This is a genomic window from Geitlerinema sp. PCC 7407 (genome assembly GCF_000317045.1).
Taxonomy (GTDB): domain Bacteria; phylum Cyanobacteriota; class Cyanobacteriia; order PCC-7407; family PCC-7407; genus PCC-7407.
This window is the reverse complement of record NC_019703.1, coordinates 707193-729703: the sequence shown is the minus strand read 5'-3', so window position 1 is coordinate 729703 and position 22511 is coordinate 707193. Positions and strand designations below refer to the sequence as shown.

At 59.9% G+C, this 22511-nt stretch carries 19 protein-coding genes; 11 read left to right on the top strand and 8 right to left on the bottom strand.

Going from position 1 to position 22511, the window contains the following annotated elements; all coding sequences use genetic code 11:
• Window positions 1-257 precede the first annotated feature (257 nt).
• The 3 genes from ndhL (at window position 258) to trpA (ending at window position 1886) form a co-directional block, all read left to right on the top strand.
• Window positions 258-470, top strand: a complete 213-nt coding sequence (ndhL, locus tag GEI7407_RS03085) for an NAD(P)H-quinone oxidoreductase subunit L (protein WP_015170665.1) — start codon at window positions 258-260, stop codon at window positions 468-470.
• A gap of 21 nt (window positions 471-491) precedes the next feature.
• On the top strand, window positions 492-815 hold the full coding sequence (locus tag GEI7407_RS03080) for a DUF3007 family protein (RefSeq protein WP_015170664.1): 324 nt from the start codon (window positions 492-494) through the stop codon (window positions 813-815).
• Between the two features lie 276 nt (window positions 816-1091).
• Entirely contained in the window at window positions 1092-1886 is a 795-nt protein-coding gene (gene trpA / locus GEI7407_RS03075) for a tryptophan synthase subunit alpha (protein WP_015170663.1), read from the top strand.
• Window positions 1887-2070: 184 nt separating this feature from the next.
• On the opposite strand, the gene GEI7407_RS20910 is transcribed toward trpA, so the two are convergent.
• A complete protein-coding gene (locus tag GEI7407_RS20910) occupies window positions 2071-2301 on the bottom strand; it encodes a hypothetical protein (RefSeq protein ID WP_150109713.1) in 231 nt (76 codons plus the stop codon).
• Window positions 2302-3008: 707 nt separating this feature from the next.
• Between GEI7407_RS20910 and GEI7407_RS03065 the strand changes: the two genes are divergently transcribed.
• The 5 genes from GEI7407_RS03065 (at window position 3009) to GEI7407_RS03045 (ending at window position 12948) form a co-directional block, all read left to right on the top strand.
• Window positions 3009-3971: a DUF11 domain-containing protein gene (locus GEI7407_RS03065; RefSeq protein ID WP_015170661.1), complete on the top strand. Its 963-nt coding sequence runs from the start codon at window positions 3009-3011 to the stop codon at window positions 3969-3971.
• A 2-nt stretch (window positions 3972-3973) separates the two neighbouring features.
• Complete coding sequence (locus GEI7407_RS03060) at window positions 3974-7792, top strand: Ig-like domain-containing protein (RefSeq protein WP_015170660.1); 3819 nt, start codon at window positions 3974-3976, stop codon at window positions 7790-7792.
• Between the two features lie 22 nt (window positions 7793-7814).
• Window positions 7815-9419, top strand: coding sequence for a right-handed parallel beta-helix repeat-containing protein (locus GEI7407_RS03055; RefSeq protein ID WP_051030665.1), 1605 nt, complete (start codon window positions 7815-7817; stop codon window positions 9417-9419).
• Between the two features lie 41 nt (window positions 9420-9460).
• Entirely contained in the window at window positions 9461-12562 is a 3102-nt protein-coding gene (locus GEI7407_RS19280) for a DUF11 domain-containing protein (RefSeq protein ID WP_190274167.1), read from the top strand.
• Window positions 12563-12678: 116 nt separating this feature from the next.
• Complete coding sequence (locus GEI7407_RS03045) at window positions 12679-12948, top strand: YciI family protein (protein WP_015170657.1); 270 nt, start codon at window positions 12679-12681, stop codon at window positions 12946-12948.
• Here the strand turns inward: GEI7407_RS03045 and GEI7407_RS03040 are convergent.
• The 3 genes from GEI7407_RS03040 to GEI7407_RS03030 all read right to left on the bottom strand — a co-directional run bounded on the left by GEI7407_RS03040 (window position 12936) and on the right by GEI7407_RS03030 (window position 14755).
• Window positions 12936-13721 carry a cobalt-precorrin-6A reductase gene (locus GEI7407_RS03040; RefSeq protein ID WP_015170656.1) on the bottom strand — a complete coding sequence of 262 codons (786 nt, stop codon included), beginning with the start codon at window positions 13719-13721 and terminating at the stop codon, window positions 12936-12938. The two genes, GEI7407_RS03045 and GEI7407_RS03040, sit on opposite strands and share 13 nt — an antisense overlap.
• The gene (locus GEI7407_RS03035) at window positions 13721-14470 is read right to left on the bottom strand and encodes a class I SAM-dependent methyltransferase (RefSeq protein ID WP_015170655.1); all 750 of its coding nucleotides are present in this window, start codon (window positions 14468-14470) and stop codon (window positions 13721-13723) included. The genes GEI7407_RS03040 and GEI7407_RS03035 overlap by 1 nt, the downstream gene beginning before the upstream one ends.
• Window positions 14471-14575: 105 nt before the next feature.
• A complete protein-coding gene (locus tag GEI7407_RS03030; protein WP_015170654.1) occupies window positions 14576-14755 on the bottom strand; it encodes a hypothetical protein in 180 nt (59 codons plus the stop codon).
• A gap of 1171 nt (window positions 14756-15926) precedes the next feature.
• Here GEI7407_RS03030 and GEI7407_RS03025 point away from each other — a divergent pair.
• Together GEI7407_RS03025 and GEI7407_RS03020 are read left to right on the top strand one after the other, a co-directional pair.
• Window positions 15927-18464, top strand: coding sequence for a mannose-1-phosphate guanyltransferase (locus GEI7407_RS03025; protein WP_015170653.1), 2538 nt, complete (start codon window positions 15927-15929; stop codon window positions 18462-18464).
• Window positions 18465-18687: 223 nt separating this feature from the next.
• Window positions 18688-19164 carry a single-stranded DNA-binding protein gene (locus GEI7407_RS03020; protein ID WP_015170652.1) on the top strand — a complete coding sequence of 159 codons (477 nt, stop codon included), beginning with the start codon at window positions 18688-18690 and terminating at the stop codon, window positions 19162-19164.
• 76 nt (window positions 19165-19240) lie between these two features.
• Here GEI7407_RS03020 and GEI7407_RS03015 read toward each other — a convergent pair whose 3' ends face one another.
• The 3 genes from GEI7407_RS03015 to lipB all read right to left on the bottom strand — a co-directional run bounded on the left by GEI7407_RS03015 (window position 19241) and on the right by lipB (window position 20907).
• Window positions 19241-19435: a hypothetical protein gene (locus tag GEI7407_RS03015; RefSeq protein WP_015170651.1), complete on the bottom strand. Its 195-nt coding sequence runs from the start codon at window positions 19433-19435 to the stop codon at window positions 19241-19243.
• A 137-nt stretch (window positions 19436-19572) separates the two neighbouring features.
• A complete protein-coding gene (locus GEI7407_RS21550) occupies window positions 19573-19917 on the bottom strand; it encodes a hypothetical protein (protein WP_015170650.1) in 345 nt (114 codons plus the stop codon).
• Window positions 19918-20202: 285 nt separating this feature from the next.
• A complete protein-coding gene (gene lipB, locus GEI7407_RS03005) occupies window positions 20203-20907 on the bottom strand; it encodes a lipoyl(octanoyl) transferase LipB (RefSeq protein ID WP_015170649.1) in 705 nt (234 codons plus the stop codon).
• Window positions 20908-21127: 220 nt separating this feature from the next.
• Between lipB and hpf the strand changes: the two genes are divergently transcribed.
• A complete protein-coding gene (gene hpf, locus GEI7407_RS03000) occupies window positions 21128-21775 on the top strand; it encodes a ribosome hibernation-promoting factor, HPF/YfiA family (protein ID WP_015170648.1) in 648 nt (215 codons plus the stop codon).
• A 173-nt stretch (window positions 21776-21948) separates the two neighbouring features.
• On the opposite strand, the gene GEI7407_RS02995 is transcribed toward hpf, so the two are convergent.
• Complete coding sequence (locus GEI7407_RS02995; protein ID WP_015170647.1) at window positions 21949-22425, bottom strand: peroxiredoxin; 477 nt, start codon at window positions 22423-22425, stop codon at window positions 21949-21951.
• Between the last annotated feature and the right edge of the window lie 86 nt (window positions 22426-22511).

The window sequence follows — 22511 nt, the reverse complement described above, 5'->3', positions numbered from 1 at the left end:
ATTCACTTAGCAGATTTCTCCGCCAAGGCTCAATTTCCTTAAGTCCGTAGCGTCTACCATTCCGCCACGCCCCCAGTTAAATTGGCTTATGATTGCCATCTGCTTATTTCACCATTAACTGTCTCGGGATGCAAGTGAGCCTTGGGGGGTGAAGATTGCGGCTAGTAAGGCTTGTTTGTGGGGGCGATCGCTGGGGTGGTTGCGCGATCGCGATAGAATGGTCCCTAAATCCGCTCACCCAAATTTAGTAAAAACCCATGACGATCGCGCTGCTTTACTTGGCCCTGGCGGGTGCGTACTTGCTGGTGATTCCGGCTGGAACCTACGTTTATCTCAAGAGCCGCTGGTATGTGGCAAGCTCCATTGAGCGGCTCTTCATGTACTTTGTGGTGTTCTTTTGCTTCCCGGGCCTCTTGCTGCTGGCACCCTTTTTGAACCTGCGCCCAAAGCCTCGGCAGATCCAGGCCTAAACGGAATTAAACGAGTCAGCTATGCGGCGAATTGATGTTCTGTTGATTGGGGTTGGGGTGTTTGCCCTGGGCGGCGGCGCCTACGTGCTGCTCAAGGTGCTGGGCCTAGAGGCGACCGATGCTGGAATCTGGAGTCAGGTGATTCTGGTTTTGGCGCTGCTGGGCTGGCTGGCCAGCTATCTGTTTCGGGCAGTGACGCAGCAGATGACCTACAACCGGCAGGTGCAGGACTACAAAGACGCTGTGCTGCAAAAGCAGCTAGAAGAGCTGTCGCCGGAAGAGTTGGCGGCTTTGCAAGCCCAGATCGAGGCTGAGGAGACGCGATCGCCCGACTCGCTGACCTAGGCGCGTCACCCACTCCTCCAGGGTTCACAATAGCGACGAGACTGGGCGCGCTTCTGGGCTAGAGGCGATCGCCCAGTTTCTTTTTGAGGGTGCGCTGACCGGCTGTGCGGCGAGGCTACCCCCCATCCCCCACGCAAAAGCGATGGGCTTTGCTTAAAGTTCTGTAAGCTAGATCGTCGGATGAGAAACTTTGCCGGGGTGTGGCGGCGGTGACCGCAGTGCCTCCGGGAAAAGGCGTCCTATGTTTGTCTCTGCCGCTTTGTAGTGAGTTCAATCATGACAGCTATCTCGGATTGCTTCCAGTCTTTGCGCGATCGCCAGCAGTGTGCGCTGATTCCCTTCATTACGGCAGGCGATCCAGATTTGGAAACCACGGCAAAAGCGCTGCGGGCTCTCGATCAAAACGGCGCAGACTTGATCGAGTTGGGAGTCCCTTATTCTGATCCCCTAGCCGACGGACCCGTCATTCAGGCAGCGGCAACGCGAGCCCTCAGCAAGGGCGTGCGCCTCGAGATGGTGCTGGAGATGCTGCGGGAGGTGACGCCGGAGCTCAAGGCACCTGTGGTGCTGTTTACCTACTACAACCCGATTTTGAATCGGGGCATTGAGACATTCCTCGATCAGGCGGTGGCAGCCGGTGCCAAGGGCCTGGTGGTGCCCGACTTGCCGCTGGAGGAAGCCGACAGTCTGCTCAAGCCAGCCGCCGAAAAGGGCATTGATGTGATTCTGCTGGTTGCTCCTACGAGCTCTCAAGATCGCATTCGGGCGATCGCCCAGCAGGCCCAGGGCTTCGTCTACCTCGTCAGCGTGACCGGCGTGACGGGGATACGCTCCGAAATCCAGAGCCGCGTCAAGGATCTGCTGGTGGACCTGCGGGAGGTCAGCGCGAAGCCAGTTGGTGTGGGCTTTGGGATTTCTCAGCCGGAGCAGGCGCGCCAGGTCAAGGACTGGGGCGCAGACGCGGTGATTGTGGGCAGCGCCTTTGTGAAGCGCCTAGCTGAGGGCACGCCCGAAGAAGGCGTGGCCTCGGTGGCGGAGTTTTGCCGGGAGCTGAAAGCCGCGATCGCCTAACGGCTGTTTGCTTTTATCGGCGATCGCCCGGGGCGCAGCAAGGGCGTCCCGGGCAGCCCAAAGGAGCGGTCCCCCTCTTCAACCCGAGGGCATAGGCAGGGGATGGGCGATCGATCCGACATTTGGCTGAAATTTCTTGGCCTAAATTTCCGATCAAAACCGGAAGCGCGATATCTCAGGCTTACTAATTTCGGTAGCGACTCTGGGCACAAGCTATGTCAGCAACAGCGGCTAGCGCTGTCTTCTTCCCATCAGCTCCGTCGTTCTTGCTGCTGATGACGCGGCCAGTGGTATCCAAGTAGTTCACATAGCGATCGGTAACGACGCCGTCAGCACAGTTGGCGCTAGCAAAAATCTGCATGTGGCTGACTTGGTTAAGGGGCTGACTGAAGTGCATTTGGTACCAAAAAAACACCTCGCCTTTTTGCCCGTCCTGTACCGACCAGGCATCAACATAGATCTCGCCGCTGTTGCCGCTATAGACCGTTTGCCAAGCCTCTACGGTCGAGCTTGGGTAGAAGTGAGGCGCAGGGTTGGCGATCGCGCTCCCAGCGGCTAGGGGTAAAGCAGCGATTGAGAGAGAGAGTGCAGCTTTTAGAATGGGTGGTCTCCTGAATGTAGATGCATCGTTTCTAGCACAAAGGGGTGACCGCACAATCGCCCCCGAAACCACCGGAGAGGGGGCGAAAGGCACCGCATCTAAACCTCTTCCTCAACTAGCCACCCAAAAGCCTTCAGAGCCTCACCAAGACAAGGGCCTACTGGCTCCCCGCACCACAAGGATTGCCACGGCGAAGCAATCTGTCCTAAGCCCTTGTCTGATCAAGGCGATCGCCCGCTTCCCTGCTCGTCTTGGGGGAGAGCCCCGGCTTGACTCAAAGTTTCTGAGGGGGCGATCGGCCACCGGAGTTTTGGCTGAAATCGTCCAGCGCAATCCGTCAAAGTGCCGAATTTCGGCATCCCCAGATTTTGATTATTTTTTAAAGCCTATTTCCATCTAATCGCTGAACTGTTATAGATGACTGTAATTCCCCGGATGATTTTCTTGGATCCGAGGATTTGTGTGGGGCAAAAGCATCTACGTTTTCGGCTTTTTTGGTGTGGGGTGACAACTGAGCGCACATGCGGAACGCGACGTGGCCGCGATGGGCTGGATTAGCGATCCAGGCCCTTCTCTTGCACGGCTATTTACCAACGCTGACACTGCCCGCGAATGCACAGCAGGCAGTCACGATTACGAATACGGCGAACGCGATCTATCGCCCAACGCCTACGGCTCCGCCTCAGCCTGTGCCGTCGAATCCGACGACGGTGGTTGCGAACCAGGGGCAGCCGGTACTGGAGCTGATCAAGACGGGCGATCGCGCAGCGGCAGAGCCTGGAGACACCGTGGTCTATCGCCTGCTGGTACGCAACAGCGGCACGGCAACGGTCAACAACGTGTCTGTGACTGACAAGCTGCCGCTGGGATTGCAGTTTGTGCCGAGTTCCCTGCAAGGCTCGTTCACCTCAGAGACGGGGACAGTGCCGGTGACCCTCACGCCGGGGCCAGTCACCGACGGGACGATTACCTTTAACAGCACTGTTAGCCTCGCACCCGGACAAGTTCTCAATATTGTTTACGCGGCGCTGCTGACGCCGGACTCGGTGCGGGGTTCGGGGCGCAACCTGGCAGTTTCTGCGGGCCTGTCGGGCGGTCAGCCGATCCAGAGCAATCAGGCCAGCCACCTGCTGCGCATTCGCCCCGGCATTCTGTCGGATTGCGGCACCCTGCTTGGCCGGGTGTTTGTGGACAAGAATTTTGACGGAGAGCAGCAGCCGGGAGAGCCCGGTGTTCCCAATGCGGTGGTGTTTCTCGATGATGGCAACCGCATCACGACCGATGAAGAGGGCCTGTTCTCGGTGGCGAACGTCATTTCTGGGTATCGCAGCGGCGTGCTGGATCTGACGAGCATTCCCGACTACACCCTGGCCCCCAACCGGGTTCGCATTGAGGGCAATAGCCAGTCTCGCCTGGTGCGCCTAGAGCCCGGGGGACTGGTGCGAATGAATTTTGCGGTGACGCCTGCGGCAGGGGAGGAGTGAGGATGAAACGCGGAACAGGCTCGTTTCGTTGGCCCTCCGAAGGGCTGTGGCTAGGGGTGCTGAGCGCGGCGATCGCGGCGGTAATGGCGCCTGCTGCGTCGGCCCAGTCCTCGGCCCCAGCCCCAGAGACCCCAGAGGCCCTGACTGAGGGCGCTGAAGAGATTTCGGCCCCAGATTCTCGGCTGCGGCCCTTGGCAGACGAACCCCCGGTGCTCCCGTCGGAAGAGCTGGAGGCTGCCCCCACCTCAAGCGAGGCAGAGGCAGAGCTCGCGCCAGAAATTGCGCCAGAAATTGCGCCAGAGGGCCTAGGAGAAACGGCAGCCCCGGCGACTCAGGTCGGACCGGCGATCGCCCCGGGCGAGGTGCGCATCCTCACGCCCGACTCAGGCAGCGTGACCACAGCCAAAACCAGCGTGGTGGTGGAGTTTCACGCGGGCGATCGCGTCTTGGTGACCCTCAATGGTCGGCCCCTCGACCCCGATCTGCCCACCCAGACGAGCACCGACAGCGATCGCAGCTTGGTGACTCAGATCTGGTACAGCGTCCCGCTACAGGCTGGGGAAAACGTGCTCAGCGCCCGCGTCGACGGCGGCCAGACCAGCACAGTCACCCTCACCCTAGAAGAGCCAGAAATCCAGATCAGCCTGGAAGCCGAGGACGAAGGCCGGATCATGGCCGATGGCCGCTCCGCGCTCACCCTGCGGGGTTCGCTCCTCGATGCCCAGGGCAACCCCCTGACCCAAACGTCAACGGTGACGCTGACCAGCACGGCGGGCCAGTTCCTGGGCGCAGATGCCGACGAAGATCGGCCGGGCTTCCAGGCGATCGCCCGGGACGGCCAGTTCACCGCGCGCCTACAGTCCACCACCAACGCCCAAAAGGTCCAGGTGCGGGCTGCGGTAGACCGAGACGAGGTCTTTGGGAAGGGCGATCGCACCACGCTGGAGCCCCTGCCCATCGACCTCGGCCCCCAGGAAAATCCCCTCGAAACCTTCACCCAGGTCGAGTTTGTCACGAACCTGCGGCCCTCGATCGCCACGGGGGTGGTCAATCTGCGCATTGGGGAGGCCGGGACCAACTACTGGGGCAGCCTCCGCGAGTTCCTCGACCCGGACATCATCGACGACGGCACCGAAGTCGACCTAGACGCGGCTGCCTTTGCCACCGGCCGCGTCGGTGAATGGCTCTTTACCGGCGCCTACAACAGCTCGCGCGCCCTCAACGAGACCTGCGACGGCAATCGCCTCTACCAGGACGTCCAGTTCTGCGAGCAGGACTACCCCGTCTACGGCGACAGCTCCACCGTCCAGAAAACCACGCCGTCCCGCGACAGCCTCTTTTTGCGCTTCGAGCGCTCCTCGCCGGAGGCCGGGGCCGAAGCCGACTACGGCATGTGGGGCGACTACGACACCTTCGAGTTTGCCCGCGCGTCCCAGCAGTTCACCGCCACCACGCGCCAGCTCCACGGCTTCAAGGGCAACTACAGCCTCGGCAACTTCCAGCTTTCGGCCTTCTTCAGCAACGACGTCGAGGGCTTCCAGCGGGACACCCTCGTCCCCAACGGCACCAGCGGCGACTATTTCTTGGCGCGGCGGCTGGTGATTCCGGGCAGCGAGGTCGTTTTCCTGGAGGCCGAGGAAATCAACCGGCCGGGAACGGTCCTGGAGCGCAAGCAGCTCCTGCGAGGCCCGGACTATGAAATCGACTACGATCGCGGCACCCTGAGGTTTCGGCGGCCTGTCCTGGCGACCGAGCTGAACCCCTTTGGCACAACGCTGGTGCGGCGGCTGGTGGTCACCTACCAGTACGACTCCGATCGCGACACCACGAACCTCTACGCGGGTCGTCTCCAGTACAACTTCTCCCGCACCTTCGAGCGCGAAAGCTGGGTGGCCGCCACCTACCTCCGCGAAGACCAGGGGGACGCAGATTTTGAGCTGTACGGCGCAGACTTTTTGGTGCCCCTGGGCGACAATGGCCGCTTTGTCGGGGAATACGCCCACTCCACCAATGACTCCATCTTTTTGGGAACGGTCGACGGCTCGGCCTATCGCCTGGAAGTAGACGGCAATATTTCGCCGATTGTGTGGGGCCGCGCTTTCTACCGGTCGGTGGAGGAGAACTTTGTCAACAACGCCACCTCCAGCTTTACGCCGGGGCAGACTCGCTACGGCGGCGCGCTGACGGCGGATGTGGCTGAGACGACGCGCCTGTTTGCGGAGTTCGATCGGGAAACCAATTTCGGCATTGCTCCCTTGGTGCGGACGGAGTTTGTGGACCTGTTCAATCCGGAGCCGGAGCCGATTCCGGGCAGCCGTCTGGACAATACCCTGACGACCCTCCGGGCCGGGGTGCAGCAAAAGGTCGGGACGGCGGATCTGAGCCTGGAGTACGTGAACCGATCGCGGGAAGACCGCACCGGGGAAACCCTGTTCGATCGCGATACCAGCCAGCTGGTTTCTCGGCTGGCGGTGCCCATTGTGGACACCCTGACCTTCCGCGCCCAGAACGAGCTGAATCTGGGGGGCGACGACGATCCGCTCTATCCCGATCGCACGACCCTGGGCCTCGACTGGGATGCCTATCCGGGGGTGACGGTCCGGCTGGCTCACCAGTTCTTTGAGGGGGGGCTGTTCCGGGAGAACGCGATCACTAGCCTGGACACGATTCTGGAGCATGACCTGACGGAGAACACCAGCATCACGGGCCGCTACTCCCTGATCAACGCCTACAACCAAATGGCGGGTCAGGGGGCGGTGGGCCTAAACCATCGCTGGACGATCGCGCCGGGCCTGCGGGTGAATTTGGGCTATGAGCACGTTTTCCGGGATCTGCTGGAGCCGACAGCGGCGGGCGATCGCTTCTTGCAGCCCTACGCCACCGGCCAGAGCGCTGCGGCCTTGGCCCTAGCGGGCGGGGATACCTACAGCGTCGGGATCGAGTACACCGACAATCCCAAGTTCCAGGCCAGCGCTCGCCTGGAGCACCGGGACTCCTCCGATGGCGACAATACGGTGATCTCGGGGGCCGCCGCGGGCAAGCTGACGCCCGCGCTGACGGCGCTGCTGCGCTATCAGCAAGCGGATGCGACCAATCAGCTGCTCGATCTGCTGGGCAACAGCAAAACGCTCAAGCTGGGCCTGGCCTACCGCAACCCGAGGGACGATCGCTTCAATGCGCTGCTGCGCTACGAATACCGAGAAAATCCCTCGACGATTCCCGATACGCTGCTGTTTGAGAACGGGACGGGCTCTCGGGACCACCTGTTTGGGCTGGAGGCGATCTACGCGCCGACCTTCCGCTGGGAGTTCTACGGCAAGTACGCCCTGCGCAACAGCAAGACCTACCAGGCCCGCAACTTTAGCAATGACAGCACGATTTCCCTGGCGCAGCTGCGGGCAACCCACCGCATTGGCTATCGCACGGATGTGGCGGGGGAGGTGCGCTGGATTAGTCAGCCCGGGGCAAATTTTGATGAGCTGGGCTGGGCGCTGGAGGCGGGGTACTACGTGACGCCGGATTTGCGGGTGGCCTTGGGCTACAGCTTCGGCAGCGTGGACGATCGCGATTTCACGGGCTATCGCTCGGATGGCGGTGTGTACCTGAATGTGTCCTTTAAGGTGAATGAGCTGTTTGATGGCTTTGGGCGGCAGCGCCTGCGGCCTGAGCGGCCCCCCAGCGAGGAGGCGACGACGGCGGAGCAGCCGACAGCCGAAGAGGAAGAGCCGATTGTGCTGAGTGCGGATGTGCTGTCGCCGCCGCTGGTGGAGGCTGTGCCGGTCCGCTCCGAGGCCGAGGAGGTGAATCATGAAGCGCTGTAGTGGTCGGGAGCAGGAGAGAAAGATGCCAAGACGCGATCGCCCCCAGCCAATTCGGGGGGTTCTAGGACTGCTGGCGATCGCCTGGGGACTGGGCTTCGCGGCACCAGCGGCAGCGCTGCAAATCGTGGTCAACAGCGCCCAAGACGGCCCAATTCAGCCGGATGATCAGCTGACGCTGCGAGAGGCGATCGCCCTGGCCCAGGGCAGCCTGACCCTCGATCAGCTCAGCCCCGCTGAGGCAGCCCAGGTCGACGGCCAAGAGGTCCCCGAGGCAGTGGTGCTGTTTAATCTGCCCGCCGAGGCGACCACCATTGAGCTGCTCGAACCCCTGCCGATCTTGACGACGGCCGGCTTGACCCTCGACGGCACCAGCCAGCCGGACTATCCCGAGGAGGCGCCCGAGGAAGCCTTAGTGGATCTGTCCCCGGTGGTGGCGATCGCCCCGGCTCCGGACGCGGTGATTCCCTACGGACTGGCGATCGCCGCCAATGACGTCACGGTGCGCGGCCTCAGCCTCTACGGGTTCCGGGGCCAGGCCACCGAGACGGGCAGCCTGCCCAGCGGCAATATTCTCGTCGGGTCGCCCGCCTCCCTCGGCGTGCCAGAAGGGGCGATCGCGCCGCCAGAAAACGTCACCATTGAGCGCAACTGGCTGGGCCTATCCCCCCGAGACTCGTCGGCAACCGAGCCCCAGCCCCGACCGGCTGATTCCCTCCCTTCTTCCTTCGGCATCTATGTCCTCGACGCCCAGGGCCTGACGATCCGCAGCAACTACCTGAGCGGCCACCAGGGCAGCGCCATCCTGACGAGCCGTCAGGCCACCGATAGCGTGATTCGCGGCAACCTGATCACCCGCAATGGCTTTGCAGGGATGCCGGACGCTGTGCGCCTAGAGGGCCAAGTCCAGGGCCTGCTCCTCGAGAGCAACCGCCTGATTGACAATGCGGGCAGCGGCATTTTTCTCTACAAACCCGACGGAACGGTGCGCATCCAGGGCAACTCCCTAGCGGGGAATGGGGCGCAGCGATCGCGCGCAGCGATCTACCTGATGGGCAGCGGCCACGAGGTCACCGAAAACGCGATCGCCGATCAAAATGGCCCCGGCATCGTCGTTGCGGCTTACCCCCGCAGCGATCGCAACCGGCTGACCGGCAACACCTTCCAAAATCTCCAGGGCCTGAGCATTGACCTGGTCACCCAGCAGCAAACCGATCCGACAGCCTACACCCAGGGCGACGGCCCCAACCCCCTGACCAACAGCTTCCAGCGGCGCAACAAGACTGCCAACTTTGGCCTGGATGCGCCCCAGTTCGTCAGCCCAGAGTTTTTCTGGATGCGCGATCGCCGAGCCGAAATTTTGGGCACAGCGCTGCCCGGGGCAGAGGTCACCTTCTACTACGTCGAGGCCAGCGAGGCCACCGTTGGGCAGTACGCCCCCTTGAGTCTGCTGGGTCCCACGGTCACCGCTGACGAAAACGGCCGCTTCTCCCTGGAAATCGAGGCACCGGACGATCCCGAGTCATCGCTGCTCCCGTCCTTGCAGCTCAGCGCGATCGCCCACCATCCGAACTACGGCACCTCAGAGCCAGCCCTCACCATCCGCCTCCGGCCCCTCCCATCCAACTGATTGGCCCCTTTGGCAACGCTGACACATCACCCATGCAGTTCATGAAGTCTTCCCGCAAAGCCCTGTTTCTGCGCCAACCAGTTTGGTTGTCTGCTGCCCTCAGCGCGATCGCCCCCCGCTGGCTCCCAGCAACCAGCGCGATCGCCCTCACCGCCAGTTCTCTCCTCCTCGCTCCCCGCGCCGCCGCCCAAACAGCCGCCCTGCCCCTGCGCCAAGATTTCATTGGTCCCTTTGACTACGTCGTCACCGGCGGCACCCTACGCACCCAGGCTGACGTTCCTGGGGGCAACACGCAAGCACCTTCCTGTACAGTCACAAACACCAGCACTTCGCCGCTCAATGGGATTCCAGCGGGAGCAACCATTCGGGCTGCCTACCTCTACTGGTCCGGTTCTGGGAATACACCAGACACATCCATCACTTTCCAAGGGCAGACGATTGCATCCCAGCAAACCCAAACAGACACCTTTGTTTTGCCCGGACCTCCCGTCCGCAACTTTCAATGGTTTGGCGGGTTCGCTGATGTCACATCCATTGTGGCCACCAGTCGCAATGGCAACTACACCTTTGCAGATCTGACTGTAGCAACAGGAGATCCTTGGTGTTTTGGGCGAGCTGTGTTGTCTGCCTGGAGTCTCATCGTTGTCTACGAAGATCCGGTTGCCGTTCCCTTCACCAATATCGTGAATGTCTACGATGGCTTCACGGTCCTGCAAAACGAAAGGGCAGACTTTGTCCTGTCAGGGCTCAGCGCCCCCGATACACCAGTTACAAAATTTACAGGCCTCGTGTGGGAAGGTGACCAAAACCCACCCCCAGGACAGGTTACAGAAGTTTACCAATTTGAGGGAAATACCCTATCTGACGCTCAAAATCCGCTTCAAAATCCCTTCAGCTCAAGCATCAACTCACTAGGCCTAGGTCCGAATGTCACCTACGGCGTTGACCTCGACACGTTTGATGTGTCGAACTTCACCGCAGCAGGAGCAACGGAGGTCACAGGCACAATTGCCACCGGAACGGACCTGGTCATTTTGGCGGCGGCCGTGATCGGCGCAAGAACGCGAGCAGCTGACCTAGAGCTGGTCAAAACCGTAGACACAACCACGCCAGCGGTGGGTCAAAACATCACCTACACCCTCACCCTGACAAACCGGGGGCCTGACACAGCGGGGGGCATCACGGTTAACGATCAGCTGCCCTCGGGGCTGACCTACGTTTCGGATAATAGCGGCGGTACCTACGACCCGGCGACCGGCAACTGGACCGTCAATTTCCTAGGGAATGGCCAGAGTCAGCAGTTGCAAATCACAGCGCGCGTGAACCCGACCGGGGACTATGCCAATACGGCCCAGATCACGACTTCGGATGTGCCGGATCTTGATTCTCGGCCCAACAACAATGTGCCGACCGAGGACGATCAGTCAACGGTGACCATCGTGCCCCAGGCTTCGGCGGATCTGAGCGTGGCGAAGGTGGTCAACAACACGACCCCCAATGTGGGAGAGCGGGTCACCTTCACCGTCACCCTCAGCAACGCAGGGCCATCCACAGCAACCAATGTGCGCCTCAGCGATCCGGTGCCGACGGGCTTGGCCAATCCGGTGGTGACGCCAAGCGTGGGAACCTACGACGCGGCGACGGGGGTGTGGAGCGTGCCGGCGATCGACAGTGGCGCGACGGCGACCCTCACCCTCGAAGGGACCGTGACGGCAACGGCACCCACCACCAACGTGGCTGAGGTGACTGGCTCTGACCAGCCCGATCCGGACTCGACCCCTGGTAACAACGACCCCAACGAAGACGATCGCGCGATCGCCACCATCACGCCGCCCATCGCGGACCTCAGCCTGACCAAAGCCGTCGACAACGCCAATCCCAGTCCGGGAGACCCGGTCACCTTCACGGTAGTGCTGACCAACAGTGGCCCCTCCACCGCCACCAATGTGCGGGTGAGCGACCCCGTCCCCAGCGGATTGACCAATGCCACGGTGACGGTCAGCGCGGGCACCTACGACAACGCGACCGGTCTTTGGAGCATTCCCAGCCTGGCCAATGGGGCCTCGGTGACCTTGACCCTGAACGGCACCTTCAACGCGGCAGGCACCAGCACCAACGTGGCCGAGGTGACTGGCTCTGACCAGCCCGATCCGGACTCAACCCCCGGCAATGGCAGTACCACCGAAGACGATCGCGCGAGCGTGACAATTCCGGCGCGAGTGGCGGATCTGTCCATTACCAAGACAGTAGACAACACTGCGCCCAACGTGGGAGAGGTGATCACTTTCACGGTGACCCTGGCGAATGCGGGACCCGACACTGCGACCAACATTGAAGTCAGCGATCCGATTCCGGCGGGCCTGACCAATGTGACGGTGACGCCTGCCACGGGCACCTATGACAACAACACCGGTCTTTGGAGCTTGCCGAGCTTGGGCGTGGGAGCGCAAACGACGCTGACGGTGAGCGGGACCGTGGGGCCTGATGCCATTACCAATACCGCTCAGGTCAGCAGCACCGATCAAACGGACCCCGACTCCACACCGGGCAACAGCAGTGCTGATGAAGATGACCAGGCAGGCGTAATCGTCAATCCTGTGGGGACGACGCCGGGTACAGGCAATCTGCGGGTGGTGAAGCGCGTGACGGCGGTGACGCGCAACGGGGCTCCCTTGGGCGGTGTGGACTTTAGCCAAGTGGTGGATGACCCGGCGGACCCCAATGACACGGTGCCGGGCTGGGGATCTTCTGGCCCGATTGGAGTGCCTCGCATCACCGAAAGCACGCCCCTGCAAAGTGGCGACATTGTCGAGTACACGATCTATCTGCTGTCGGACGGGACAGCGCCCGTCCAGGGCGTGAATGCCTGCGATCCGATTCCGGCGGAGATGACCTTCTTGCCGGATGCCTTTGGCGGCGGCCAAGGGACGGTGGTGGGTGCGCCCGGATCGCTGCTCGGCAAGACAAACCAGGCCGATACCGATGAGGTGACCTATGTGCCGCCGCTGACGCCGCCGCCTGCGGGCAACGCCTGCCCCGACCAGAACAATCCCACGGGGGCACTGGTGGTCAATCTGGGTGAGGTGTCTCAGACGACGGGGCAAAATGTCCGGGTGATTCGGTTCCGGGCGCGGGTCAACTAGCGATCGCCTTTCGAGAGACCGCCTTTCAAGCGATCGCCTGCTGCAAGAACGCTTTTTGCCCTTTGACGTCTGCTAAGGTTTGAAGCGTTCTTGTTTGGCACCACGGAGACCGATCTATGCCCAAATACGTGATGTGGGGGAGCTACTGCGAAGATGTCCTGGAAAAGCGGGCTCCCTTTCGCCAGGCTCATCTCGATGGCTTGGCCCAGCAAAAGGAGTCGGGGGTGCTGATCACCCTCGGCCCGACTCAGGATGTGACCATGGTCTTCGGCATCTATGAAGCGGAAGACGAGGCAGCGGTGCGCCAGCTGATCGAAGCCGATCCCTATTGGCAAAACGGGATCTGGACAGAGTACAGCGTGAAGGAGTGGATTCAGGCCTTCTGAAGACAGGCTTGGCAAAAGGCGATCGCCCTCTGGAGGTCCTCGGTTTGGGCGAGATAGTCCAGGCGAGGCCGCTGCACCAGGGTCAAGGGAATGCCCAGATCCGCCGCGACTCGCCGCTTGATGTCTTCGCCGCCGGCTTGGCCAGAGGCTTTGGTGACGACGTGGGTAATGCCCCAGTGCTGCCACAGCGATCGCTCCAAGTCCTCGGAAACCGGCGGTCGCAGCGCCATCAGCCGATCGGGGCTAAAGCCCGCCGCCAGCGCCGCCTCCAGGGCCGGAATCGACGGCAGCAGCCGCGCAAACAGCGTGGCCTGGGCCTGGAGGCCGCGAAACAGTCCCAGGGGCCGGTAGCCGACGATGAGCAGAACTCGCTGGCCGACGAGGGTCCCTTGCTGGAGCAGCGCCTCGAAGCTGGGAACGGTTTGCACGCCAGGAGACAAATTTTCTAGGCTCAGATCGGGCCGCTCGTAGCGCAGGTACGGCACATCCTGGGCGCTGGCAGCGGCGATCGCCTGTTGGGAAATCTCCGTCGCGAAGGGGTGGGAGGCGTCCAAGATGCCCCGAATGTCCTGGGTGTCCAGAAAGCTCGCCAGCGTGGGCGCATCAAAGCGCGTCACCCAAACCTCAATCTCGGGAGTCTCGGGGTAGAGCGATCGCGCCGCCTCCGTGGTCACAGAGACAATGCAGGGCAGCCCCGCCTGGGCCAGCTGCCTTGCTAGCCGCGCGCTTTCCTGGGTGCCGCCAATCAGCCAGATTTTTCCCGCGATCGCCACTAAAACCGCACTTTATACAGCTTGAACAGCTCGCCCGGCTGGGTTTTGACCACCTTGCCGCCTGCTGCCTTGATCGTCTCTTCCCAGGCCTTGGCGTCTTCCAAAAAGACCTCAGCCCCCAAATAGGTCTCCAGAATGGCCCAGTTCTCCGCCAGCGCCGCCTCTGGGTCCACCACATCAAAGACAAAAAATCCCTCGGGCTTGAGCACGCGCTTCACGGCCGCGAGGACCTGGCTCCAGTAGTCCCGCGAGAAATAGGCGCTCACGCCCGTGGCGATCGCCAAGTCGAACTGCCCCGCCTCGTAGTTCACCACATGGGCTGGCGCCGCCACCACGCCCTTAAACAACTTGGAGTTGAGCTGGGGGCCGCGCGAATTCACCGCCTCCTGGGCCACGGAGCTAATGTCTTGGCCATAAAAGAGCGCTTCCCACTCCCGCCACGGATAGACCAAGAAACTCAGCCCGCACCCTAAATCCAGGCAGCGCTGATTTTTCTTGGGCTTTGCCAACTCCCAAAAAGGCGACGCAATGCGGTTTTGCAGCTTGCCCGCGGCCCAGTCCTGAAAAATCGGCATCGCTTCCACTTCGGCAGGCAGCTCGAAGGCCGCGCCGCTAAACTCCCGGTTGTAGCGAGTGGCGACCGCCTGAAGCTGGGCTTGGACCGCCGCGGCGGCGTCGCTGGCCGCCCCAGGGATTTGGTAGCCCGAAAAGGCTGCGCCCTGGGGCGGACGCTGGCTTGATTTCGACATGGAGTGCTCCTTTCGATGGCAACTGGGAGGCGAGGACGCTCAATCGGTCCGCGATCGCCTCCTGGGTGTCCGAACCCTAGCCCGCCTGAGCGTCCAGCGCAATGGCTAGCCTTTGAGCGCCTTGCGGAAATTTTGGCGATAGGAAGGGTTGAGCACCAGCACAGGCCACAGCAGGCCCAGGTAAATGCGTCCCTGGCTGAAGCTGGTGCGCTGGAATCCGCTCCAGAACTTCCAGGCCACACCCACGTAGCCAACCACCAACGCGATGATAAGTAGGTTCACCATGCTCAGATCCTTTGTTCAACCAAGTTTTGAAAAGGGTATCGGCTGTCGCACCGGGCACCGAAGGCCGCTCTCCAAGGAGAATCAGCGTCCTGAGGTTTCTTGGGAGACAGTCCAATTCTAGCGACACTGGGCCCAGCTCTGAAACCAAGAACCGCAACAATTGTTTACAAAACCTTTCAATGGGTCAGGGAAGTCAGGGCTCAATCAAGGGCGATCGCAACAGTTGAGCAGCAGGCCTTCCTAATAGAAACCGGCCCAAGAGTTCTCCTAAGAAAGTGACCGGATGTGGGCGATCGCTCTGCTGCAATCTCTCCGCAACGCCCTATCTCTGTCATTTGTTTGGGCATATTGGGCTTTTAGAGATCTGCTCAACACCTCATCATAATCTTCACTGGCTAAGCTTTTCAAGAGCGGTTTGCTGACCCACAAAAGGAGGAGTTGCTGTACCATTTCAAGTAATGAGTACCCTAACGTACTTCGGCTATCTAAAAAGCTGTCTATCTTTGATCAAACGGCGCGATCGCCACTGCTCCAGTCCATCAAAGTCAGAAAAATTAAATCGAAGAGAGCAAATTATCAAGCCGTCTTAGATTACAGATGCTTTTTCAAGGAAAATTTCCTGAACGCAGTAAGTCAATTTTCGGGAATTAATCCCAACTAACTCTCCTTAAGAGATAGCCATCTGATATCGAGAAAAAGGAGCGATATCTATGACTTATTTGGATGATCGTGATTCGAAATTTTGCTTGATCTATTTATGGGGATTGAACCTTCACTGATGGGCTCCAGCTCGCCCATTCGTTGCTAAATTTAGGGCGCCTAGATGGCGTTAACCAATCCCTGTTCAGGCTTAGAGTCTGATATTTTTCTTAACCTAAAATCTGCGTGAATAACGGTCGTCGATCTTCATCCTGGATCACCCCTAGCCAACGCGCTCCCAGAGGAATGAACTGGCCAAAGCTGACCACCCAGACCCTTCTCAAAACTCCCCTTAAACCCAGGGGTCGGCTGACAAAGCCACTCTCTAGATTGAGCCAAAATATTTCCCGGTTGAGGGATGAAGCATATCCGTCGAGGGATAACGCAAATTTGATCCCGTAGGAGACTGGGTGAAGAAAAATTCTGTTGTCGAATATCTTGCAGCCAAAAAGTCGATAAATAAGGAGGATTTATGCGAGCAGTGCTGATGGCCGGTGGCTCAGGTACGCGGCTCAGACCGCTGACCTGTGATCTCCCCAAGCCGATGGTGCCGGTGCTCAACCGGCCGATTGCAGAGCACATCATCAATTTGCTCAAGCGACATCAGATCACAGAGGTGATCGCAACCCTGCATTATTTGCCGGATGTGATGCGCGAATATTTTCAAGATGGCGCGGACTTTGGGGTGCAGATGACCTACGCCGTGGAGGAGGATCAGCCTCTGGGGACGGCGGGCTGCGTCAAGAATATTGCTGAACTGCTGGATGACACCTTTATGGTGATCAGCGGGGACTGCATTACCGATTTTGATCTGAGTGCGGCGATCCAGTTCCACCGCGATCGCGGCTCGAAAGCGACCCTGGTTTTGGCCCATGTGCCCAACCCCATTGAGTTTGGCGTGGTCATTACCGATGAAAACCTGCGCATTCGCCGATTTTTAGAAAAACCTTCTTCTAGCGAAATTTTCTCTGACACTGTTAATACCGGGATTTATATTCTCGAGCCTGAGCTGCTGGACTACCTGCCAGCCAATCAAGAATGCGATTTTTCGAAAGACCTGTTCCCGCTGCTGCTGGAAAAAGATGTGCCGATGTACGGCTACATCGCCGAGGGCTACTGGTGCGATGTGGGTCACTTGGACGCCTACCGAGAGGCCCAGTACGATGCGCTGCGCCACAAGGTCAAGCTGGAAGTGGACTATGAGGAGCGATCGCCCGGGATTTGGGTGGGCCAAAACACCTACATTGACTCCTCGGCGACCCTCGAAGCGCCGGCCCTGATCGGCAGCAACTGCCGGGTGGGAGCACGGGTCACCATCGAGGCGGGCACCGTGATCGGCGACAACGTCACCGTGGGGGCCGACGCCGACCTCAAGCGACCCATCATCTGGAATGGGGCGATCGTCGGGGAAGAGGTGCATCTGCGGGCCTGTGTGATCTCTCGCGGCACTCGGGTCGATCGCCGCGCCCACGTCCTAGAAGGGGCCGTGGTCGGCGCGCTCTCCACCGTCGGTGAAGAGGCCCAGGTGAGCCCCGGTGTCCGGGTGTGGCCCAGCAAAAAGATCGAGTCCGGCGCCACCCTCAACATGAACCTGATCTGGGGCAACACGGCTCACCGCAATCTGTTCGGGCAGCGGGGCGTCTCGGGCCTAGCCAATATCGACATCACGCCGGAGTTTGCGGTCAAGCTAGGCGCTGCCTACGGCTCGACCCTCAAGCCGGGTTCGCTGGTGACGGTGTCGCGCGATCAGCGCAGCATTTCTCGCATGGTGTCGCGATCGCTGATCGCTGGCCTCATGTCGGTGGGGGTCCATGTCCAGAACCTCGAAGCGACGGCAATTCCGGTGGCGCGTCTGGTGATCCCAACCCTGCAGGTGGTCGGCGGCATTCACGTGCGTGTGCACCCCGATCGCCCTGACCATATCCTGATCGAATTCTTCGATGAAAAGGGCATCGACATCCCCAAGGCCCGCGAAAAGAAGATCGAAGGCGCTTTCTTCAAGGAAGACATTCGCCGCGCCCTCATCCACGAAATCGGCACCATGTCCTATCCCAGTCAGCTCATCGAGACCTACACCACGGGCTTTGAGCATCACCTCAACGTAGAGGCCATTCGCAACAGCAAGTTCAAGGTGGTCATCGACTATGTGTACGCGGTGTCCGGTGCCATCCTGCCCCAGCTGCTGGGCAAGTTCAGCTCGGATGCAGTGGTGCTCAACGCCAGCCTCAGCCAAAATGTGCTGTCGATGGCGGAGCGCGAGACGCTGCTGATTCAGCTCGGGCACGTGGTGGAGGCGCTGCGGGCCAACTTCGGCGTGCAGGTTTCGGCCAATGGCGAGCAGCTGATCTTGGTGGATGAGTCGGGATCGCCGATTCGAGGGGAGATGCTGACGGCCCTGATGGTGAATACCATTTTGACTTCCCATCCCCGAGGGACGGTGGTGGTGCCCATCCATACCTCGAGCGCCGTGGAGCAGATTGCCCGCCGCCACGATGGCCGCGTGATCCGCACCAAGGCCAACCCCACAGCGCTGATGGAGGCCTGTCAGTCCAACAGCAATGTGGTGCTGGGCGGCAGTGGAGACATGGGCTTCATTTTCCCCCAGCTCCATCCCGGATTTGACGCCATGTTCTGCATTGCCAAGCTGATGGAGATGCTGACGCTACAGGAGCGATCGCTGGGCCAGATTCGGGCGGAGCTGCCGCGAGTGGCTCACCGGACGGCCACGGTGCGCTGTCCCTGGACGGTGAAAGGGGCGCTGATGCGTCACCTGGTGGAAACGCACCCGGCGGAGATGCTCCAGCTAGTGGATGGCGTGAAGGTCGTCGACGCCAAGAGTGGCGGCTGGGTGCTGATCCTGCCGGATGCAGGGGAGCCGCTGGTGCACATTTTTGCGGATAGCGAGGACCGCGACTGGGTAGACGACACGCTGCGAGACTATCGCAATCGCGTGCAGGATTTTGTGGAGCGGGAGCAAGGCATCGAGGCGGCTCGCACGTCCATGGAATAGCGGGAGTGAGGGGCGCTGCGGCTGGCTGGGGAGAGTAGCGGCGCTCCTTAATTAGATCTTTTGTACTATAATCAAGAGTGAGTTGAGGGTGAATTGAGCGTGAATCGAAGAACGTTAAACTGGTAGAGAACGTGAGTTTGTTTGGCGATCGCAATGCACATAAGCGCGATCGCCAAATAGCCCGTAGACTTTTTGTGTTGGCATCTCAGGAGATCTTGGCGCTGTGAATAACTTCGTTTTGATGGCGGAAATCATTCAAGATCCCCAACTGCGCTACACGACCGATAATTTGGCGATTGCGGAGATGAAAGTCCAGTTCCCGGGCTTGCGTGCCGACGACCGCATGTCTGAGATGAATGTCGTGGGCATTGGGAATCTGGCTCAGGAAATTCAGGAGCGCTATCACCAGGGCGATCGCATCATCGTCGAAGGTCGCCTCAAAATGACCACCGTCGAGCGCCCCGAAGGCTTTCGCGAAAAGCGGGCGGAGCTCGTGGCCCAGCGGATTCACACCCTCGACGGTGCCGGTTTTGGTGCCTCGACGGTGACCCAGTCCACGGGGGGCGCTATCCCGACGCCGAGCGACTACCGGCCCGCTCCGGCCAGCATGGCTCCCAGCGCTCCGTCCTACAGCAGCGCTCCGGCTCCCCGCTCGATGCCTTCGACGCCAGAGCCCGACTACGACGATATTCCCTTCTAAACCTAGCTTGAGGCGCTCTCACCCTGGGGCCAGACTCGTGGCTTCCAGGGTGAGAGCGCGATCTGAAGCGATCGCCCTAGGCCGCCAAGCTCACAAAATCTTCTTCCAGCAGCAAACCCATTTGGGGTACCCGCTCATACTCGGCGTCGACTGCTCGGATGTCCACATCAGAAAACAGCTCGTGCAGCGCTTGCAGATCGGGGTCAGAGAGGCGGTTAAAAGAGGCTTCGGGCGAGCTCTGGCGGAGCGCTTGGGCGGGGTCGAGTTGCATAGAGATCCTAGTCTGAGGCTGGCTCAAGGGGCGATCGCTGTCCTCGATCTTCGTCCCAGAGCCCAAAAAAGAAGAGTGATGGGCAATACATAATGCCCCTTTTGCTGCGGAATCCTGACCGAGCGGGCGATCGCCCCTCACAGATAGTCCCGCAGAAAATCAAAGGGATCTTCTTCCCAGCACGGCTCTGGCCAAAGCCGATCAAGATGACTCAGAATATCCGCTTCAATATCGCTGATATTCTCTAGGTCAAACATGGACGCCAGCTCGTGCCAGTCGCGGCGACGCAGGCGCACCGAGGCCACCTCGCCCTCAAACAGAGAAAGGGTCCACTGCGGGGAGAGAGGCTGTCCCCTACTCCCCGATGGCCGGTGAGCGCTACCCTGATTGCGCGCAGCGGCCTGAAAATCGCTTTGTAGGCGAAAACCAATCAGCTCTGCCAAAAACAGAGCATTTTCGTCGCCAAAGGAGGTCATCGACATCAATCGTGGTCCCAATCCAGTGGATGCGTTGCGGAGAACGCAAGAAACGCAGGCTCCAAAGCCGAATTTCAGCACCCTGGCTGAAGCGCTACAGGATGCTCTGTCTGGAGAACACAGGAAGCTCGAGGCCGTCTAGAAGCCTTTTTTCATAGCTCCTCAAAGGAGCACGTCACATTCAGGCAGGAGATACACCCAACCAGAGACTCAGAAGTCACGATGTTTTCAATATATCGCCATCTTTCCGTAGATGAACGATTGCGGATCACGGAAAGTCGTGAACTCAGGTCACGCAAGACTTTGGGAAACTGTGTTGGGGGAAACTGTGCTGGGCAAGGCGATCGCCGGCGCCACAAGCTGCACTTCAAACACCGCCTCAAAGGCCGCCTTAACCGTCTCCTGAACCTCGCCTAGAGAGATCCCCGGTAAAAACTCGGCCAGGCTGCCCACGGGGCGATCGCCAATGCCGCAGGGCACGATCCGGCCAAACCCTGACAGATCCGGGCACACATTCAGCGCGAAGCCGTGCATCGTGATCCAGCGACTCACCTTGATGCCGATCGCAGCCACCTTCCGTCCCTCAACCCAGACCCCCGTCAGCCCTTCCAGGCGATCGCCCTTCAGGCCGTGCACCGCCAGCGCCTGGATCAACACCTCCTCCAGCTGCCGCAGATACCAGTGCAAATCTTTCTGGTGACGGCCCAAATTCAAAATCGGGTAGCCCACGAGCTGCCCCGGACAGTGATAGGTCACCTCCCCGCCCCGCTCAATGCGCACCACCTCCCAGGGCGAGCCCTGAGGGTCAAAGCGCAGAAACGCCTCCGTAGCCCCCTGGCCCAGGGTGTAGATCTCTGGGTGCTCCAGCAGCATCAAGGCATCGGGGAGATCTGGGCGATCGCGCCGCTCCCCCACCAAAAAGCGCTGCCAAGCCCAAGCCTGAGCATAGGAAGTCAACCCTAATTCATAAAGTAAACAATCTCTTAATTCCTTCAAAAAAATCCCCTTTTTTGTCCTCAAAACTATCTATTTTGGCAAAAAAACAACCGTAGATAACAGCAATTTGTCTCTTGAGTCAAGAACCCGTAATCAAGAATTATCAAGGGATGCAAAAGATTTTGAAGGGGCCTGTTCGCCAGAATACAAAGTGCTAGGGTGAAAGTATCACCCAGTCTAGGGTGGAAGATCACCCAAACTTAAACGGGGAGGAAGCTTTATGAAGCTTGTTATCCAGGGAAAAAACATCGAAATCACTGATGCTATCCGTGAGTATGTGCATCAAAAAATCGAAAAGGCGGTTAACCACTTTCAGAATCTAACGATGGAAGTTGATGTCCATCTGTCAGTGGCCCGCAATCCCCGGATAAACCCCAAACAATCTGCCGAAGTCACCATCTACGCAAACGGCACGATCATCCGGGCAGAGGAGAGCAGCGAAAACCTGTACGCCAGCATTGACCTGGTAGCAGACAAGATTGCTCGCCAGCTGCGCAAGTACAAAGAAAAGCGCAACAATCACAAGGGCCAACCCTCGGCCCGCGTGGAAACCGGCACTGCGGACGCCTCTTTTAGTGTGCCTGACTTGATTGGCGATCGCGCGCCCGAACTGCCGCCCGAGGTCATCCGGACCAAGTACTTTGCGATGCCGCCGATGACGGTCGAAGAAGCCCTCGAACAGCTGGAGCTTGTGGACCACGACTTCTACATGTTCCGCAACGCAGAAACGGGCGAAATCAACGTCATCTACGAGCGTAATCATGGTGGATACGGCCTCCTTCAGCCCCACGGCGAAGGCACCAACGGCAGAAATGGGAAGACCGCTCACGCAACGGAGGAGAAGAAGGCAAATCCATCTCAGGTCTAAAGCCCTTTGACGGCAAGGCTAGAAAGCGTGGCCCCCGCTCCGAAGTTGGCGCAAAACTTTCTAGCCTGCCTGCCCTCAATCGGCGATTGTTTTCTCTAGAAGACTTCCTTTCTCAGCATGAACCCCCCGAATCCAGAACTCGGGGGGTTTTCTGTTAGCTAGATTTGCTTGGTCTAGAGCGTCTTGAGAATGGCCAGGGCCTCTTCGATGTGGGCCTTGGGCTTGAACTGGGAGGAGAAAATGTGGCGCACCACGCCCTCGCGATCGATCACGTAGGTGACGCGACCGGGCAGCAGGCCGAGGGTGCTGGGAACGCCGTAGCGCTTGCGGAGCTCGTTGTTGGTGTCGCTCAGCAGCTTGAAGGGAAGCTGGTACTTGGCGGCGAAGCGCTGGTGAGAGTCGGCGGAGTCACCGCTGACGCCGAGGACCTCGGCACCGGCCTGCTGAAACACGGTGTACTGGTCCCGGAAAGCGCAGGATTCGGTGGTGCAGCCCGGCGTGTCGTCCTTGGGATAAAAGTACAGCACCACGGCGGACTTGCCGCGAAAGTCTTGGAGGCTGACGGATTCACCAGTTTGGCTGGCCAGGGTGAAGTCGGGGGCGACGTCGCCGACTTGGACTTTGCCGTTGACTGCGGAGTTAGATGCCATGGTTTTTCAAAGGTTGGGTCAACAAAAGATGGCGGCTAAGGGAGCGATCGCCCTTGTCTGCCGCCGAGCGTAATGAATGTTTCCCA

What these genes read in the sequence shown, in the direction of transcription:
- ndhL (WP_015170665.1), top strand. Translation starts at nt 258, where the DNA reads ATGACGATCGCGCTGCTTTACTTGGCCCTGGCGGGTGCGTACTTGCTG.
- GEI7407_RS03080 (WP_015170664.1), top strand. Translation starts at nt 492, where the DNA reads ATGCGGCGAATTGATGTTCTGTTGATTGGGGTTGGGGTGTTTGCCCTG.
- trpA (WP_015170663.1), top strand. Translation starts at nt 1,092, where the DNA reads ATGACAGCTATCTCGGATTGCTTCCAGTCTTTGCGCGATCGCCAGCAG.
- GEI7407_RS03065 (WP_015170661.1), top strand. Translation starts at nt 3,009, where the DNA reads ATGCGGAACGCGACGTGGCCGCGATGGGCTGGATTAGCGATCCAGGCC.
- GEI7407_RS03060 (WP_015170660.1), top strand. Translation starts at nt 3,974, where the DNA reads ATGAAACGCGGAACAGGCTCGTTTCGTTGGCCCTCCGAAGGGCTGTGG.
- GEI7407_RS03055 (WP_051030665.1), top strand. Translation starts at nt 7,815, where the DNA reads ATGCCAAGACGCGATCGCCCCCAGCCAATTCGGGGGGTTCTAGGACTG.
- GEI7407_RS19280 (WP_190274167.1), top strand. Translation starts at nt 9,461, where the DNA reads ATGAAGTCTTCCCGCAAAGCCCTGTTTCTGCGCCAACCAGTTTGGTTG.
- GEI7407_RS03045 (WP_015170657.1), top strand. Translation starts at nt 12,679, where the DNA reads ATGCCCAAATACGTGATGTGGGGGAGCTACTGCGAAGATGTCCTGGAA.
- GEI7407_RS03035 (WP_015170655.1), bottom strand. Translation starts at nt 14,470, where the DNA reads ATGTCGAAATCAAGCCAGCGTCCGCCCCAGGGCGCAGCCTTTTCGGGC.
- GEI7407_RS03030 (WP_015170654.1), bottom strand. Translation starts at nt 14,755, where the DNA reads ATGGTGAACCTACTTATCATCGCGTTGGTGGTTGGCTACGTGGGTGTG.
- GEI7407_RS03025 (WP_015170653.1), top strand. Translation starts at nt 15,927, where the DNA reads ATGCGAGCAGTGCTGATGGCCGGTGGCTCAGGTACGCGGCTCAGACCG.
- GEI7407_RS03015 (WP_015170651.1), bottom strand. Translation starts at nt 19,435, where the DNA reads ATGCAACTCGACCCCGCCCAAGCGCTCCGCCAGAGCTCGCCCGAAGCC.
- GEI7407_RS21550 (WP_015170650.1), bottom strand. Translation starts at nt 19,917, where the DNA reads ATGTCGATGACCTCCTTTGGCGACGAAAATGCTCTGTTTTTGGCAGAG.
- hpf (WP_015170648.1), top strand. Translation starts at nt 21,128, where the DNA reads ATGAAGCTTGTTATCCAGGGAAAAAACATCGAAATCACTGATGCTATC.
- GEI7407_RS02995 (WP_015170647.1), bottom strand. Translation starts at nt 22,425, where the DNA reads ATGGCATCTAACTCCGCAGTCAACGGCAAAGTCCAAGTCGGCGACGTC.